Origin of the sequence: Saccharophagus sp. K07, assembly GCF_014336955.1 — a bacterium.
Lineage (GTDB): Bacteria > Pseudomonadota > Gammaproteobacteria > Pseudomonadales > Cellvibrionaceae > UBA5868.
Genome location: NZ_QRAI01000006.1, coordinates 144,654 through 158,023 on the forward strand (window position 1 = coordinate 144,654; position 13,370 = coordinate 158,023).

The 13,370-nt window shown below is 51.5% G+C and carries 10 protein-coding genes; 8 read left to right on the plus strand and 2 right to left on the minus strand.

The window, feature by feature from the left end; translation table 11 throughout:
* The first annotated feature begins 77 nt into the window (after nucleotides 1-77).
* The gene (locus DWB84_RS16805) at nucleotides 78-569 is read left to right on the plus strand and encodes a Fur family transcriptional regulator (protein WP_187410971.1); all 492 of its coding nucleotides are present in this window, start codon (nucleotides 78-80) and stop codon (nucleotides 567-569) included.
* A gap of 63 nt (nucleotides 570-632) precedes the next feature.
* Here DWB84_RS16805 and cysK read toward each other — a convergent pair whose 3' ends face one another.
* Nucleotides 633-1,544, minus strand: coding sequence for a cysteine synthase A (gene cysK, locus DWB84_RS16810; RefSeq protein WP_187410972.1), 912 nt, complete (start codon nucleotides 1,542-1,544; stop codon nucleotides 633-635).
* 247 nt (nucleotides 1,545-1,791) lie between these two features.
* Nucleotides 1,792-3,081, minus strand: a complete 1,290-nt coding sequence (gene gltA, locus DWB84_RS16815; RefSeq protein ID WP_187410973.1) for a citrate synthase — start codon at nucleotides 3,079-3,081, stop codon at nucleotides 1,792-1,794.
* A 780-nt stretch (nucleotides 3,082-3,861) separates the two neighbouring features.
* Between gltA and sdhC the strand changes: the two genes are divergently transcribed.
* The 7 genes from sdhC to lpdA all read left to right on the plus strand — a co-directional run bounded on the left by sdhC (nucleotide 3,862) and on the right by lpdA (nucleotide 13,193).
* Entirely contained in the window at nucleotides 3,862-4,239 is a 378-nt protein-coding gene (sdhC, locus tag DWB84_RS16820; protein WP_187410974.1) for a succinate dehydrogenase, cytochrome b556 subunit, read from the plus strand.
* Nucleotides 4,233-4,601 (plus strand): succinate dehydrogenase, hydrophobic membrane anchor protein, encoded by a 369-nt coding sequence (gene sdhD / locus DWB84_RS16825; protein ID WP_187410975.1) that lies wholly within the window; start codon nucleotides 4,233-4,235, stop codon nucleotides 4,599-4,601. The genes sdhC and sdhD overlap by 7 nt, the downstream gene beginning before the upstream one ends.
* 5 nt (nucleotides 4,602-4,606) lie before the next feature.
* The gene (gene sdhA / locus DWB84_RS16830; protein WP_187410976.1) at nucleotides 4,607-6,379 is read left to right on the plus strand and encodes a succinate dehydrogenase flavoprotein subunit; all 1,773 of its coding nucleotides are present in this window, start codon (nucleotides 4,607-4,609) and stop codon (nucleotides 6,377-6,379) included.
* Between the two features lie 25 nt (nucleotides 6,380-6,404).
* Nucleotides 6,405-7,109 (plus strand): succinate dehydrogenase iron-sulfur subunit, encoded by a 705-nt coding sequence (locus DWB84_RS16835; RefSeq protein ID WP_187410977.1) that lies wholly within the window; start codon nucleotides 6,405-6,407, stop codon nucleotides 7,107-7,109.
* Nucleotides 7,110-7,340: 231 nt separating this feature from the next.
* A complete protein-coding gene (locus DWB84_RS16840; RefSeq protein ID WP_187410978.1) occupies nucleotides 7,341-10,178 on the plus strand; it encodes a 2-oxoglutarate dehydrogenase E1 component in 2,838 nt (945 codons plus the stop codon).
* A gap of 212 nt (nucleotides 10,179-10,390) precedes the next feature.
* Nucleotides 10,391-11,620: a 2-oxoglutarate dehydrogenase complex dihydrolipoyllysine-residue succinyltransferase gene (odhB, locus tag DWB84_RS16845; protein ID WP_187410979.1), complete on the plus strand. Its 1,230-nt coding sequence runs from the start codon at nucleotides 10,391-10,393 to the stop codon at nucleotides 11,618-11,620.
* Nucleotides 11,621-11,741: 121 nt separating this feature from the next.
* Complete coding sequence (lpdA, locus tag DWB84_RS16850; protein ID WP_187410980.1) at nucleotides 11,742-13,193, plus strand: dihydrolipoyl dehydrogenase; 1,452 nt, start codon at nucleotides 11,742-11,744, stop codon at nucleotides 13,191-13,193.
* The last annotated feature ends 177 nt before the right edge of the window (nucleotides 13,194-13,370 follow it).

Here is a 13,370-nt window from a genome sequence, read left to right on the forward strand (position 1 = left end):
GCGTGTGTACACCGATTCGGCCATCTTCACCCCGTTGTGTGTAGAATGTCTGCTCGTATTCTCTTTGGGTATCGACCATGATCCATTCGATTGACAGTATCATTGCTCGCGCGCGCACTGAGTGCGATCGCGCGGGTGTCAAATTGACTCCCAAAAGACAGAACATTCTGGTTGTGCTTCTTCAGTCGGATGCCCCGCTTTCCGCGTATGACATAGTGGAAAGTTACCGGGAGAAATTTCAGGAGTCCCTTCCTGCTATGTCGGTTTACCGCATACTGAATTTCCTGGTCGATAACAACCTAGTGCATAAGCTGGAAACCACCAACCAATTTTTGCCTTGTGCGCATATCGCCTGCGACCATGAACATGAAATTCCACAATTCTTGATTTGTGATAGTTGCCATTCCGTTGCCGAGGTCGGGCTGCGAAAAACCTTGGTGAAAGAATTGCACGATAGCGTGCGTAAAACCGGATTTGAAATGAGAAGCCAGCAGTTAGAGTTGCACGGTATTTGCGCTAAGTGTCGCAGTGAAGGCGAAACTGTAAAAAATCCTGAAGAATTGCACTGACCTTTTCTTTATAGGGTGGGGGGGGGAAGGTGCAATCGGTTGATGCACCTTCTGTTGGTGTTTTTAAAACAGATCCTCGATAGAAAGATAGCGTTCGCCAGTGTCGTAACTGAAAACCAGCACGCGGCTTCCGGAAGGGATTTCTGCCTGTTTGTTTTTCAAGGCTGCAAGGCTGGCTCCAGAAGAAATTCCCACAAGTATCCCTTCTTTTTGCGCGCACTGGCGGGCCATTTCGAAGGCATCCTCATCTTTAACCAGAATGGTTCCGTCCAAAACTTCTTTGCGCAGATTTTTCGGTACAAAACCAGCACCTATTCCCTGAATTCTGTGAAGACCTTTTTCTCCTCCGCTGATCACCGGAGATTTTTCCGGCTCCACGGCAAAGGTTTTTAAATTAGGAAAAGTTTTTTTCAAAACTTCGCTGCACGCGGTTATGTGACCGCCGGTGCCGACACCAGTGATCAAATAATCGAGACCATCACTGAAGTCAGCGAGAATCTCCTGCGCGGTTGTCGTTCGGTGAGCTTCGATATTGGCGGGGTTTTCAAATTGTTGCGGCATCCAGCTGTTGCTGTGTTGCTGCAACAGTTCCTGGGCCTTCGCAATAGCGCCTCCCATGCCGTTTTCTTTGGGTGTTAAGACGAGTTCTGCACCCAACGCCTTCATATATTTGCGGCGTTCGACTGACATGGATTCTGGCATGGTCAGAATGAGTCTGTAGCCCTTAACTGCGGCCACCATTGCCAAGCCAATACCCGTGTTGCCGGAGGTGGGTTCAATAATGACGGTTTCACGATTAATGATTCCGGCTTTTTCCGCCTCTTCGATCATGGTCAAGGCAATGCGATCTTTAATGCTTGCGCCAGGATTGAAGCGTTCCGCTTTCATCCACACTTCCAAATCCGGACGGAACAGATGATTGATGCGAATGTGAGGAGTATTGCCGATGGTTTCGAGGATATTGTTGTATTTCATATCGAGACTCCTTAGGTAAGGTGCGGGCCAATGTATCACTAAAAGCTGCTGGATGGGCGGTAGGGTGGGAGTTTGCGCCATCCACAATATCTGTGGATAACTTCGTGGAAAGCCTTGGGGGAACCCGCCTGAGCCCGATGAGCGTTACGTTATTTGGAGAGAGTGATTTTTAACCAATAAAAAGCGGTTGGCTGAAATAAAAACGCCCCGTAAGCGGGGCGTTAAAAAATGGAAGAAGTGTGCGAGTTTAGCGCTTGTCGCGCGCAGTAAAGTCGCGAGTTGTGTAGCCGGTATAAAGCTGGCGCGGACGACCGATTTTGAAGCCTTCGGAAATCATTTCGTGCCAATGCGCAATCCAGCCAACGGTGCGGCCAGTGGCAAAAATCACAGTGAACATTTCCGTTGGAATTCCAATAGCCTTCATGATGATGCCGGAATAGAAGTCCACGTTGGGGTAGAGCTTCTTCTGCACGAAATAATCGTCTTCCAGGGCAATTTGTTCGAGGCGCTTGGCGATTTTCAGCAGCGGATCGTCTTCCAATCCGAGCTCTGCCAAAACTTCGTCGCAAGTCTGCTTCATGACTTTGGCGCGTGGGTCGAAGTTTTTGTAAACCCGGTGACCAAAGCCCATCAAGCGGAATGGGTCGTTTTTGTCCTTCGCTTTTGCGATGAACTTGTCGATGTTTTTCACATCGCCAATTTCTTCCAGCATATCCAATACCGCCTCGTTGGCACCGCCGTGGGCAGGTCCCCACAAAGTGGCAATACCGGCAGCGATACACGCAAAGGGGTTGGCACCAGAAGAGCCTGCCAAGCGTACTGTCGAGGTGGACGCATTTTGCTCGTGGTCCGCGTGCAGCAGGAAAATACGGTCCATTGCCTTCGCCAGCACCGGGTTCACCTTAGGATCTTCACATGGTGTGCCGAACATCATGTGGAGGAAGTTTTCGGAATAGCTCAGGTCATTTTTGGGGTACATGAAGGGCTGACCTATGTGGTGTTTGTAGCACATGGCAGCCAAGGTCGGCATTTTGGCGATCAGGCGATGGGCAGAGATCAGCCGGTGTTGTGGATTATTGATGTCCAGCGAGTCGTGATAAAACGCAGACAAAGCTCCAACCACACCACACATGATAGCCATTGGGTGAGAGTTGTGATGGAAGCCTTGGAAGAAGCGGGAGATCGATTCGTGCACCATGGTGTGGTGAGTAATGACATCCACGAATTCGTCGTATTGTTTTTGATTGGGCAGCTCTCCGTGGAGCAGCAGGTAACAGGTTTCCAGGTAGTCTGACTTCTCCGCGAGAACTTCGATGGGGTAACCGCGGTGTAGAAGGACACCTTTATCGCCATCAATGTAGGTTATTTTGGATTCACATGACGCGGTGGAAACGAAACCCGGATCATAGGTAAAAAAACCTTTTCCGGTGAGCGCGCGGACGTCAATCACGTCCGGGCCGACGCTGCCAGAGTAGACCGGCAGCTCAATACTTTCGTTCAAACCGTCGACCGTAAGGTGTGCTTTCTTATCAGTCATTACGGACTCCTGTAACTAATGTAGTAAAAGACTTTATGCCCCAGGGTTTGCAAGTGCGCCATCAAAACACTCTTTCAAAGAGCATACAAGTGGTTCCGGCAACCTGTCCTTCTTGCGGATCTGGCGCGCAACCGTTGTCGTGGCTGAAGTAGCCAAACAAAGAAGGAGTCAGCAAAGTGAGTTGCCGGGGAACCGGAAGATTCCTTCCGGATGTATCGCCGGAGGGGGTGCATGAGAGACTTGGGGGAACCATCGAGTTTGCGGTGGCGCTGCAAACATCGACATCCTGAGCGCCTTGTTCTATGCAACGATCATTGCCGGACGCGGCTTAGTATAGAGAAAAGCCTTTGCTTTGGGGTAGGTCTACGGAGGCGAATTCTATTTTAAATGTCTATCTTTAAGTCCTTGATCTGTTTTTGAGTTGAGGAACCCAGACTACTGCGACTTTAAGGTGCATAATTTTTTCGATTAGGCCGTTTTGATGCGTTTATTCAATTAAGTTCCGGAAAAACAAGGGGAATTGGGTGTCAATTTGTTTGTGTTTTCCTAGGCACCTAACTATAATTCGGCGCGTTTTTGAGAGGCGTAACCGCGCTTGTTTTCTCAACTTTTGCCTTGTTTGCTTTTATTAAGGTCAACTGGGCAAAGATGCACAAACGTGCGGCCTTCCATTTACCCGACTCGCTCTGAGTCGTCTATTGCTCCCTTAAATACGTAGTACGACGGATTGACCTTTAACCGACGGTATATTGCAACCATAGCAAAAGGTATAAACGCACTGTGAACACGAAAAGACCAGTCAATTTAGATCTGTCCACCATTAAATTTCCCATCACCGCGATCGTTTCCATTACGCACCGTATTTCTGGCGTCGTTCTGTTGGGCGGAATTCTGGTGTTGATGTGGTTGTTGGATGCAAGTCTGACATCTGAAGAAAGCTTTAATCAGCTGCAAGAATGCCTGGCCAACCCAGTAGTGAAGCTTGTCCTTTGGGCTGTCTTGGCTGCTTTGGCCTATCACATGGTAATGGGCATTCGCCACTTATTTATGGATCTCGGAATTGGCGAGTCATTGGAAGGCGGACAGCGCGGAGCCAAGTTGGCGTTAGTGGTTGCAATTGTATTGATTCTGGCAGCAGCGGGGTGGTTAGTATGGTAACGGCGGTAACAAACCTGGGCCGTAGCGGGCTCTTTGACTGGGTTTTTCAACGAGTCAGCGCAATTGTTCTGGCTGCTTATACAATTTTCATAGTTGCTTTTATCGCCTCGCATCCGCAATTGGATTACGCAACCTGGCGTAACCTGTTCGACCAGCAATGGATGCGCATTTTCAGTTTTCTCGCATTAATCAGTGTTGCTGGCCACGGCTGGATTGGTTTGTGGGCCGTTCTTACAGACTATGTGACGGATCGCATGATGGGCAAAAAGGCGCTGACTCTGCGCATTCTGGCCCTCAGCGCATATGCGCTGGTGACCTTGTCGTACCTCGTCTGGGGTTTAGAAATTCTCTGGGGGTTTTAACTTAAATGGCTAATATGCGCACAATCAGTTTCGACGGCATAGTGGTAGGCGGCGGCGGCGCGGGTATGCGAGCAGCGCTGCAAATGGCTCAATCCGGCTTTAAGACTGCTGTTGTAACCAAAGTTTTCCCGACTCGATCTCACACAGTTTCTGCCCAAGGCGGCATCACCTGCGCCATTGCCAGCGCGGACCCCAATGACGACTGGCGTTGGCACATGTATGACACCGTAAAAGGGTCAGACTACATCGGCGACCAGGATGCAATTGAATACATGTGCTCCGTCGGCCCAGAGGCCGTATTTGAACTGGAGCATATGGGCCTGCCTTTCTCGCGTACCGAAAACGGCCGGATTTATCAGCGCCCGTTTGGTGGTCAGTCCAAAGACTTCGGGCGCGGTGGCCAAGCAGCGCGTACCTGCGCTGCGGCTGACCGTACCGGTCACGCGTTGTTGCACACCCTCTATCAGCAAAACGTCAAAAACAATACGGTTTTCCTCAACGAATGGTTTGCTGTTGATCTGGTGAAAAACCAGGACGGCGCAGTCGTTGGTGTTATCGCCATCAATATGGAAGATGGTGAAGTTGTTTATATCCGTTCCCGGGCGACTGTGTTTGCAACTGGTGGCGCCGGTCGTATTTACGCGTCAACCACCAATGCTCACATCAACACAGGTGACGGCGTTGGTATGGCATTGCGCGCAGGCTTCCCTGTGCAAGATATCGAAATGTGGCAGTTCCACCCGACCGGTATTGCCGGCGCTGGTGTTCTGGTCACAGAAGGTTGCCGCGGTGAGGGCGGTTATCTGATCAATAAAAATGGCGAGCGTTTTATGGAGCGTTATGCTCCGAATGCCAAAGACTTGGCGGGACGCGACGTTGTTGCTCGCTCCATGATCATGGAAATTCTCGAAGGTCGCGGTTGTGGTCCTAATGGTGACCACGTTTACCTGAAGCTGGATCACCTGGGTGAGAAAACCCTGAATGAGAAATTGCCAGGCATTCTGGAGCTTTCTCGTACCTTCGCTCACGCGGATCCAGTCAAAGAACCCATCCCGGTTGTGCCGACCTGCCACTACATGATGGGTGGAATTGTTACCAATATTGATGGTCAAGCTTTGACCCAAGACGCCAGCGGCAACGACAAAGTGATCGATGGCTTCTATGCTTGTGGCGAAGTCGCTTGCGTATCTGTTCACGGCGCTAACCGCCTCGGCGGCAACTCGCTGCTCGACTTGGTGGTATTCGGCCGAGCTTCCGGTATGTATATCGAAAAAGCGTTGCGCGAAGGGGTGGAATATCGCCCAGCCAGTGACAGCGATATCGACGCTGCCATGGCGCGTCTCAATCGCCTGAATGAATCCAAATCAGGTGAATCTGCCTCTGTGGTACGCAAAGATCTGCAGACCATCATGCAGAATTACTTTGGTGTTTTCCGCAAAGGCGAATATATGCAGGAAGGCATCAAACAGCTGGCCGCGTTGCGCAGTCGAGTTGAGAATTTGTGGCTGCAGGACAAGAGTCAAACCTTCAATACCGCACGTATCGAAGCGCTTGAGGTGCAGAACTTGTTCGAAGTTGCCGAAGCGACTGCGATCGCAGCTGAAGCTCGCAAAGAATCCCGCGGTGCTCATGCGCGTGAAGATTATCAAGAGCGCGATGACCAGAACTGGTTGTGCCACTCACTGTATTTCCCTGCGGAAAAACGTGTTGGCAAGCGCGCAGTGAACTTTGCGCCCAAGACTATGAAGGCTTTCGAACCCAAAGTCCGTACCTATTAATCGAGTGAGGTAAAAGGGTCAAAGTATGTTGAAAGTTGAAGTGTATCGTTACAACCCGGAAACCGATAAAGCACCTTATATGAAGACATATGAGGTGAACACTCAAGGTAAGGACTTGATGGTTTTGGACGTGCTTGAGCTGTTGAAGGCGCAAGACCCGACCTTGGCCTTTCGCCGCTCTTGCCGCGAAGGTGTTTGCGGTTCCGACGGTTTGAATATCTCGGGCAAAAATGGTTTGGCGTGTATCACTCCTTTGTCCACTGTGGTGAAAAAGGGTCGTTTGGTACTGCGTCCTCTGCCAGGTCTGCCGGTGATCCGCGATTTGGTCGTCGACATGTCGCAGTTCTACGAGCAATACCGCAAAATCGAGCCCTATTTGCAGAACCATACTCCAGCACCTGCGATTGAGCGTCTGCAATCGCCTGAAGATCGCGAGAAGTTGGATGGCCTCTATGAATGTATTTTGTGTGCGTGCTGTTCAACCAGCTGCCCATCATTCTGGTGGAACCCCGACAAATTCATCGGTCCTGCTGGTTTATTGCAGGCGTACCGTTTCCTGGCAGACAGCCGCGACACCGCGACTGAGCATCGCCTGAGCAAGCTGGATGATCCCTTCAGCGTATTCCGTTGCCATGGAATTCAAAACTGTGTTGCGGTTTGTCCGAAAGGCCTCAACCCAACACGCGCAATCGGCCACATTCGCAATATGTTGTTGCAACGCGGTGTATGATCTCGCCGCGTGAGTGAAGTCAGTCCAGATCGAAACGGCTATTTGATCTGAAGTTGGATAATTCGAGTGCCCCGCCTGTGCGGGGTTTTGCACATCAGCGCAGCCTTGGACGGGTGGCTGATATAAGCCGGAACAGGCCAATGATCCGTTCAAAACGCTGTCATCAGCCTGCTGAAATTTAGCCGACATCGTCGCGTTTAGCGCTCTGTAGTCCGAACCAGGTGGAAAACAATGCAGCAAAGTTTAATGGAACTTCTCTGGAGCACCTCCCATCTCTCCGGCGGTAATGCCGCTTACGTTGAGGAGCTTTACGAGTCCTTTTTGCGCGATCCCAGCTCCGTATCGAGCGAATGGCGCGCTTATTTCGAGCAACTTCCTCGTGTCGATGGTGTAGTCACTAACGATATTCCGCACTCCGAAATCATCGAATACTTCGAAGAGCTGGGCAAAAGCCGGTCGCGCCCGATGTTGGCGCCTGGGGCAGGTTCGGCGGATGTTAAATACGAGCGCAAGCAAGTCGAGGTGGTGCAACTCGTCAATGCCTATCGTTTGAGCGGTCATAAGAAAGCCAAATTGGATCCTCTTGGACTGGCAAAGCCTTCCAATCTGGCAGAACTGGATCTGCAATTTCACGGTTTGACAGCGGCAGATTTGGATTTGGTATTCCAAACTGGCGATTTGTCCTTCGGCAAAGCAGAAGCGCCTTTGCGCGACATTATTGCGGATTTGGAAAAGACCTATTGCGGCACCATCGGCGCTGAGGTCATGCACATCACCAATTTCACCGAGCGCAAATGGCTGCTGAACCGCCTGGAAAGCCAGCGTTCGACGCCGATGCTCGACCCGGCGGAAAAAGTTTCGATTCTGCAAAGCTTGACTGCTGCAGAAGGTTTGGAACGTCACCTCGACAGTAAATACCCCGGTACCAAACGCTTCGGGCTGGAAGGTGGTGAAAGTCTTATCCCCATGTTGGACGAGATCATCAAGCGCGCTGGCACTTACGGCGCTAAAGAGATGGTTATCGGCATGGCACACCGCGGCCGTCTAAATACGCTCGTCAATATTTTGGGTAAAAACCCGGCCGAGCTGTTCAACGAGTTCGAAGGTAAGAAACTCGTCGACACCTCCGGTGACGTGAAGTACCACCAAGGTTTCTCTTCCAACGTCATGACGCCCGGTGGCGAGATGCACTTGGCCATGGCATTCAACCCTTCACACCTGGAAATCGTTTCTCCTGTGGTGGAAGGCTCGGTACGAGCTCGCCAGGATCGTCGTCAAGACGTCGTGGGAACGAAAGTTGTGCCCGTTGTTATTCACGGCGACGCTGCCTTCGCAGGCCAGGGCGTCGTTATGGAAACGTTCCAGATGTCGCAGACTCGCGCCTACAAGACTGGCGGAACGGTTCATATCGTCATCAACAACCAAGTTGGCTTCACCACTAGCCGCAAAGAAGACGCCCGCTCCACGGATTACTGCACCGACGTAGCCAAAATGATCGAAGCGCCGATCCTGCACGTGAATGGCGACGATCCGGAAGCGGTAGTTTTTGCTGCGCGTTTGGCGATGGATTACCGCAACGAATTCAAGAAAGACGTGGTGATCGATCTGGTGTGCTACCGCCGCCGTGGTCACAACGAGACCGACGAGCCGTCAGCAACCCAACCGGTGATGTACAACATCATCCGCAAACACAAGACGACACGTACTCTGTATGCAGAGCGTTTGGTCACTGAAAACGTGGTGACTGAGCAACAAGTAGAAGAAATGTCCACTGAATATCGCGCGGCGTTGGACCGAGGCGAACACGTTGCCCGCGGACTGGTCAGTGAGCCGGACAGAACCTTGTTTGTCGATTGGACGCCCTATCTTGGCCACGATTGGCAGACACCTGCTGATACAGGTTATGACCTCAAAGCTCTGCAAGACGTAGCAGAGAAAGCCTGTCAGATCCCCGACGGAATCGTCGTGCAGAAGCAGGTGAGCAAAATTTATGAAGACCGCCTGAAAATGGCGCGCGGCGCTCTGCCAATCAACTGGGGTATGGCAGAAACCATGGCCTACGCGACATTGCTGGAGCAGGGCTATCGCGTACGTATTACCGGGCAGGACGTTGGTCGGGGTACCTTCTCCCACCGTCATGCAGTCATTCACAGTCAGAAAACGGGCGAGACCTATATCCCGCTGCAAAACCTTTACGAAGGGCAGCCACCATTCGCTATTTATGACTCATTCCTTTCTGAAGAAGCGGTATTGGCGTTTGAATATGGCTACGCCACTACAACGCCTAACGCCTTGGTTATTTGGGAGGCGCAATTCGGTGACTTCGCCAACGGTGCGCAGGTTGTGATCGACCAATTTATTACCAGTGGGGAGCACAAGTGGGGGCGTTTGTGCGGTTTGACTCTGCTGTTGCCTCACGGCTATGAAGGGCAGGGGCCTGAGCACTCATCTGCTCGTCTCGAGCGCTTTATGCAACTCTGCGCGGAGCACAATATCCAAGTGTGCATCCCCACTACGCCAGCACAGGTATTCCATATGCTGCGCCGTCAAGCGATTCGGCCGATGCGACGTCCGCTGGTGGTCATGAGCCCCAAATGGATCTTGCGCCACAAGCTTGCTACTTCCACTTTGGAAGAGCTGGCGCACGGCAGCTTCCAGACGGTTATCGGAGATAACACTGTAGATCCGTCGAAGGTTAAACGCGTTATCTTGTGCAGCGGTAAAGTCTATTACCACCTGTTTGAAGCGCGCGAAGAGCGACAGCAGCAAGACGTGGCCTTGATTCGCATTGAACAGCTGTATCCGTTCCCTGAAGAAGATCTGCGTCTGGCGCTTAAGCCATTCGAACATGTAACCGACATTGTGTGGTGTCAGGAAGAGCCGAAGAACCAAGGTGCGTGGTATTCGAGCCAGCACCGTATGAAGCGAGTGTTGGATAGGGTAAACTCTGACGCCTTTTTACGGTATGCGGGTCGCGCCGCTTCGTCCGCTCCCGCTGCCGGATATATGTCGACACACGTCGAGGAGCAAAACAAATTTATCAACGCCGCTCTGGATGTGACGGTATAACACAGGCTGATTCAGCCTGTGTGCAATTTCACCGGATACGATTGCGGCGCGGCGGTTGCCCCGGCAGATGATTTGTCCAACTTGGAAAGCAATCTGACCCTCCGTCTTGTGTCGCTGAGCTTAGGGACATGCGCTGTTACATGAAGAAATCGCTTTGCCAAGGGTGCGCTACGCCCGCCAAATATGAGCCTTAACAGAAGGACGAAACCGGAATGACCATTGAAATTAAAGCCCCCACGTTTCCAGAATCCGTACAAGACGGCACTATTGCCACTTGGTATAAAAAAGAAGGTGATACCGTCGCTCGAGACGAACTGGTAGTCGACATTGAAACCGACAAAGTTACTTTGGAAGTAGTGGCTCCCGCCGACGGCGTGATCGCCAAAATTTTCAAAGGACAGGGCGAAACCGTTCTGAGCAACGAAACTATTGCTCAAATCACCGAAGGCGCAGCCGCCAGCAGCGCGTCCTCTGCGTCAGCTGAATCAGCTTCCAGCGCAGCTGCCGCTTCTTCATCTTCTTCTAGCGCAAGCAGCGCAGCTGGATTGGTAAATCCCGCGGCGCAGAAATTGGCGAGCGAGAAAGGCATAGATCTCTCCAAAGTGGCTGGGACTGGTCGCGACGGTCGTATCACCAAAGAAGATATCGTCAACTACGAAAAATCCGCTAAAGCACCAGCCAAAGCGGATGCTCCCAAAGCTTCTGTTGCCGGAGCTCCAGTGTTGGAAGGTCAAGGTCAGCGCATCGAAAAACGCGTGCCTATGACTCGTCTGCGCGCGCGTATCGCTGAACGTTTGCTCGACGCCAAACAAAGCACCGCCATGTTGACCACCTTCAACGAGGTGAACATGGGGCCGGTGATGGCGCTGCGCAGCCGTTACAAAGATCAATTCGAAAAAGCACACAAAGGTACCAAACTCGGTTTCATGGGCTTTTTTGTCAAGGCTGCAGTTGAAGCGCTGCGTCGCATTCCCGCAGTTAACGCATCTATTGATGGCAACGATATCGTTTATCACGGCTATCAAGATATCGGTGTTGCTGTTTCTACCGATAAAGGCCTGGTAGTCCCTGTTCTGCGCAACGCGGAGAATATGAGTCTCGCAGAAATCGAGAACGCCATCCGCGATTTTGGTACGCGTGCACGCGACGGCAAACTGGGCATTGAGGAAATGACTGGTGGAACCTTCACCATTACCAACGGTGGAGTGTTCGGCTCGCTGATGTCCACGCCTATCCTGAATCCTCCTCAGGCAGCCATTTTGGGTATGCACAAAATCCAAGAGCGTCCAATGGCGGTTAACGGCAAGGTAGAAATTCTGCCCATGATGTACTTGGCGCTTTCTTACGACCACCGTTTGATCGATGGAAAAGAAGCCGTGCAATTCTTGGTTGCCATTAAAGACATGATCGAAGATCCAGCGCGCATTTTGTTGGAAGTCTAATTTTCACCATCTGTCGCGGGGTTGCGTCGCAACCCCTTCACCCGAAAAGGGCGCGGCTAAAAATCTTTGCGGTTTTTAGAAGTGTTCCTGAGAGACAACAAAACACTTGGGGATAAAACCTATGTCAACAAAATACGACGTTATCGTCATTGGCTCCGGACCGGCGGGTTATGTGGCTGCGATTCGCGCCGCGCAACTGGGCCTGAAAACCGCTTGTATCGAAAAGTGGAAAAACAAGGAAGGAAAGGGCGTTAACGGCGGTACTTGCCTGAACGTCGGTTGTATTCCTTCCAAAGCTCTGTTGGACAGCTCCTACAAATATCACGAAGCGAAAGCGGATTTCGGCGTTCACGGCATTAGCGCCGACGGTGTGAAAATCGACGTTCCTTCGATGATCGCGCGCAAAGAGGCCATCGTTAAGCAGTTGACTGGCGGTATCGCTGGTCTGTTTATGGGCAATAAAGTGACTGCGCTGTACGGCACCGGCAAATTGTTGGCAGGTAAAAAGGTCCAATTTGTTGACTTCGAAGGAAAAGAGCAGATTCTCGAAGCCGAAAACGTCATTTTGGCGTCCGGTTCTATTCCGGTGAATATTCCGGTTGCGCCGGTTGATGGTGATGTCATCGTCGACTCCACTGGTGCGCTTGAGTTTTCGGAAGTGCCAGAGCGCCTGGGCGTGATCGGTGCTGGGGTTATTGGTTTGGAATTGGGTTCTGTATGGAACCGTCTCGGTGCCAAAGTCGTATGTTTGGAAGCCATGGACAACTTCCTGGCGATGATGGATCAGCAGGTTGCCAAAGAAGCGCAAAAGATCCTGACCAAACAAGGTTTGGATATTCGCCTCAGCTGCCGTGTAACTGGCACTAAAGTGCAGGAAAAAGGCGGCAAAAAAGAAGTGGAAGTGACCTATACCGATAAAGAAGGCAAGGAACAGAAAGAAACCTTCGACAAGTTGATTGTTTGCGTTGGTCGCCGTCCATTTACCCAAGGCTTATTGGCCGAAGACAGCGGCGTTAAATTGGATGAACGCGGCTTTATTTACGTCAACGATTTGTGCTCAACCAGTGCGCCTGGCGTATGGGCAATCGGTGACGTGGTGCGCGGTCCTATGCTGGCTCACAAAGGGTCAGAAGAAGGGGTGATGGTTGCGGAGCGTATCGCCGGGCAAAAAACCGTGATGAATTACGACATCATTCCGAACGTCATTTATACGCACCCTGAAATTGCTTCCGTTGGTAAAACGGAAGAGAAATTGAAAGCAGAAGGCGAAGAATACAACGTTGGCGTTTTCCCGTTTGCAGCTATCGGCCGAGCTTTGGCTGCTAACGAAAAAGACGGCTTCGTTAAAATCATCGCTCATGCCAAAACCGACCGCATCCTCGGTTGCCATATCGTTGGCCCCAGCGCGGCGGATCTGGTGCAGCAGGTCGCTATCGCGATGGAATTCGGTTCCAGCGCGGAAGATCTCGGCATGATGGTGTTCGGTCACCCGACCTTGTCGGAAGCTGTTCACGAAGCTGCTTTGGCGGTTCACGGTCACGCTATCCACATGACCAACCGCAAACGCAAGTAAAAACCAGACGACTGCAAAGTCGCAAATCTTAGGCGCAACGATGATCAAAAATCGTCTTGCGCCTTTTGCAAATCAGGATCGGAAAAAGCGGGTGGTTATTCGACCCTTTTGCAATAAATTGTTGGGAATTAGGCATTACCCGCCGAAGTTCCAGTTGTTCAACTCAGTGTTACCAGA

Bases quoted from the DNA above. Each gene is read 5' to 3' on its own strand.
- DWB84_RS16805 (WP_187410971.1), top strand. From the start codon at position 78: ATGATCCATTCGATTGACAGTATCATTGCTCGCGCGCGCACTGAGTGC.
- cysK (WP_187410972.1), bottom strand. From the start codon at position 1,544: ATGAAATACAACAATATCCTCGAAACCATCGGCAATACTCCTCACATT.
- gltA (WP_187410973.1), bottom strand. From the start codon at position 3,081: ATGACTGATAAGAAAGCACACCTTACGGTCGACGGTTTGAACGAAAGT.
- sdhD (WP_187410975.1), top strand. From the start codon at position 4,233: ATGGTAACGGCGGTAACAAACCTGGGCCGTAGCGGGCTCTTTGACTGG.
- sdhA (WP_187410976.1), top strand. From the start codon at position 4,607: ATGGCTAATATGCGCACAATCAGTTTCGACGGCATAGTGGTAGGCGGC.
- DWB84_RS16835 (WP_187410977.1), top strand. From the start codon at position 6,405: ATGTTGAAAGTTGAAGTGTATCGTTACAACCCGGAAACCGATAAAGCA.
- DWB84_RS16840 (WP_187410978.1), top strand. From the start codon at position 7,341: ATGCAGCAAAGTTTAATGGAACTTCTCTGGAGCACCTCCCATCTCTCC.
- odhB (WP_187410979.1), top strand. From the start codon at position 10,391: ATGACCATTGAAATTAAAGCCCCCACGTTTCCAGAATCCGTACAAGAC.
- lpdA (WP_187410980.1), top strand. From the start codon at position 11,742: ATGTCAACAAAATACGACGTTATCGTCATTGGCTCCGGACCGGCGGGT.